Source organism: Nocardiopsis sp. TNDT3 (genome assembly GCF_003427465.1).
Lineage (GTDB): Bacteria > Actinomycetota > Actinomycetes > Streptosporangiales > Streptosporangiaceae > Nocardiopsis > Nocardiopsis dassonvillei.
This window is the reverse complement of record NZ_QPFC01000348.1, coordinates 1-2,365: the sequence shown is the minus strand read 5'-3', so window position 1 is coordinate 2,365 and position 2,365 is coordinate 1. Positions and strand designations below refer to the sequence as shown.

Sequence of the window (2,365 nt, the reverse complement as noted above, 5' to 3'; positions counted from 1 at the left end):
GGTCCGCAACGGCGCGGGGCGCCGGTGCCGGACGGTCTCCCGTCGGCACCGGCGCCCCGTACGCCTGAGGTCGCCCGGCCGTCTAGGCCTGCACCTGGAGGTCGATGACCTTGCCCACCTCGGCCTGCACCGCGTACTCGCCGGTGAAGCCCTTCGAGGCGAGGACGCGCACCTTCCAGGAGCCGTCGGCGGCGAAGAAGCGGAACGTGCCCTCCTCGCCGGTGGCCACCTCTCCGACGAAGTCGTCGGAGTCGTTCAGCAGGCGGGCGTAGGCCCCGCTCAGCGGCTGTCCGTCACGGGTGACCGTGCCCTGGATGACCGCCTGGTTCCCGGCGTCGACGTCGGCGAGGGCGACCCCGCCGACCGGCGCTCCGCAGCTGTCGCTCACTTGGCCTCGGCCTCCCCCAGCTCGACCGGGACGCCCACGAGGGAGCCGTACTCGGTCCACGAGCCGTCGTAGTTCTTGACGTTCTCCAGGCCCAGGATCTCGTGCAGGGCGAACCAGGTGTGCGAGGAGCGCTCGCCGATCCGGCAGTAGGCGATGATGTCCTTGTCCAGGTCCACGCCCGCGCCGGTGTAGAGCTCGCGCAGCTCGTCGGCGGTCTTGAAGGTGCCGTCCTCGTTGGCCGTCTTGGCCCACGGGATGTTGCGCGCGGTCGGGATGTGGCCCGGGCGCTGCGAGGTCTCCTGCGGCAGGTGCGCGGGAGCGAGCAGCTTGCCGGTGAACTCGTCGGGCGAGCGCACGTCGACCAGGTCCTTGGTGCCGATGGCCTGCACGACCTCGTCGCGGAAGGCGCGGATCGAGGCGTCCTGCTCCTGGGCGGTGTACTGGGTGGCGGCCCGCTCGGGGACCTCCTTGACGAGCTCGCGGGAGTCGAGCTCCCACTTCTTGCGGCCGCCGTCCAGCAGGCGGACGTTGGTGTGGCCGTAGAGCTTGAAGTACCAGTACGCGTAGGCGGCGAACCAGTTGTTGTTGCCGCCGTACAGGATGACCTGGTCGTCGTTGCCGATGCCCTTGGCGGACAGCAGCTTCTCGAAACCGGTGCGGTCCACGAAGTCGCGGCGGACCGGGTCCTGGAGGTCCGTCTTCCAGTCGATCTTGACGGCGCCGGGGATGTGGCCCTTGTCGTACGCGGACGTGTCCTCGTCGACCTCGACCAGGACCACGTCGGCGTCGTCCAGGTGAGCCTCCACCCAGTCGGCGTCCACGAGGACGTCGGAGCGGCTCATGGGGAACCTCCTGTGTTTCTTGTGCGGTGTCGCGTGTGCGGGTCGGTGCTCCCGGGGGCTGCCGTCCCGGGAGCGGGGGATGTGGAAAGTCTGCGGAGTGGTGCGGGGCTCCCGGTTCCGGCACGGGCCGGGGCCGCCGGACGTGCTCCCACGGGTCGGGGCACGCCGGACCCCGGGCGTACGGGGAACGCGGACAGCGGGCTGCGGAGCGGTTGCCGGACCCTCCCGACCACCGCGCCCGCGCAGGACGGAGGACGGCGGCCGAGGACGCGAAGGTCGGCGGCTGCCGGGGCTCCGGCTGGTACGGAAGTGGTCAGGGCAGGCGCGAGGCGCTGCCCGTGAGGGTCGACCCGCATGTGTGCTGTCCCCAGATGCGTACACGGAAGAGGAGAACCAGTCGCACGGAGGGGGCGTGGGCTCCGGGGCCCGTCCGCCCTAGGGACACAGACAGAGCGCGGTGGCGACGCGGCAGAAGTCCACTGCCCGTCGCTTCGTCAGATACGCGCTCGTCAAAGAGGTCACACCGGAGACGCTACAGGCCCCGTTACGCGTTTGTCACTGGTGGCCTGGATCACAGAGATGTCGTCCGCGTCGGTGCGGCGTCCCCGGGGAGGCCGTTCAGAGGACGGCAGCGCCGATCGCGGCGATCACGTCCGCCTTGCGGGGCTGGCCCGCCGCCCGGCGCACCACGCGGCCGGAGGCGTCCAGGACCAGGACGGTGGGGGTGCCCGTGACGTCCAGGCGGCGGACGAGGTCGAGACGGGACTCGGCGTCCACCTCCACGTGCGCGACGCCGCCGACCATGCCCGCGACCTCGTCGAGGACGCGCCGGGTGGCCCGGCAGGGCTGGCAGAAGGCGGTGGAGAACTGCACGAGGGTGGCCCGCTCCCCCAACGGGGCGCCGACCTCCTCCGCGGTGAGCACGTCGCCCGCCGCGTCCGCGTCCTGTCGCGCCATGACGCTTCCCCTCCCCTTGCGTGTCCTCTTCCCCGGTCCTCCCGCCGCCGCTCCCGGTGCGCGGGCCGCCCGTCCCGGCACGGTCCGCGCACCGGGACGGGTCGGCGCGGTCCGCGCGCCCGGCCGCCGGCCTGCGCTCCGGCCCCGCGGCCGTACCGTCCGGCGAGGACCGCGGCGG

4 protein-coding genes are annotated in these 2,365 nt (G+C 72.6%); all 4 read right to left on the bottom strand.

Annotation, left to right across the window (positions count from 1 at the left end; all coding sequences use genetic code 11):
* Positions 1-82 precede the first annotated feature (82 nt).
* Positions 83-388, bottom strand: a complete 306-nt coding sequence (locus DQW06_RS09330) for a DUF1416 domain-containing protein (RefSeq protein WP_013155346.1) — start codon at positions 386-388, stop codon at positions 83-85.
* Positions 385-1,230, bottom strand: a complete 846-nt coding sequence (locus DQW06_RS09325) for a sulfurtransferase (RefSeq protein WP_013155347.1) — start codon at positions 1,228-1,230, stop codon at positions 385-387. The genes DQW06_RS09330 and DQW06_RS09325 overlap by 4 nt, the downstream gene beginning before the upstream one ends.
* Before the next feature lie 435 nt (positions 1,231-1,665).
* The gene (locus tag DQW06_RS29875; protein ID WP_352231633.1) at positions 1,666-1,752 is read right to left on the bottom strand and encodes a putative leader peptide; all 87 of its coding nucleotides are present in this window, start codon (positions 1,750-1,752) and stop codon (positions 1,666-1,668) included.
* A gap of 96 nt (positions 1,753-1,848) precedes the next feature.
* Positions 1,849-2,187, bottom strand: coding sequence for a thioredoxin family protein (locus DQW06_RS09320; protein WP_013155348.1), 339 nt, complete (start codon positions 2,185-2,187; stop codon positions 1,849-1,851).
* Positions 2,188-2,365: the final 178 nt, after the last annotated feature.

Excerpts from the sequence above, each read along its gene's own strand:
- DQW06_RS09320 (WP_013155348.1), bottom strand. The coding sequence starts at position 2,187 with ATGGCGCGACAGGACGCGGACGCGGCGGGCGACGTGCTCACCGCGGAG.
- DQW06_RS09325 (WP_013155347.1), bottom strand. The coding sequence starts at position 1,230 with ATGAGCCGCTCCGACGTCCTCGTGGACGCCGACTGGGTGGAGGCTCAC.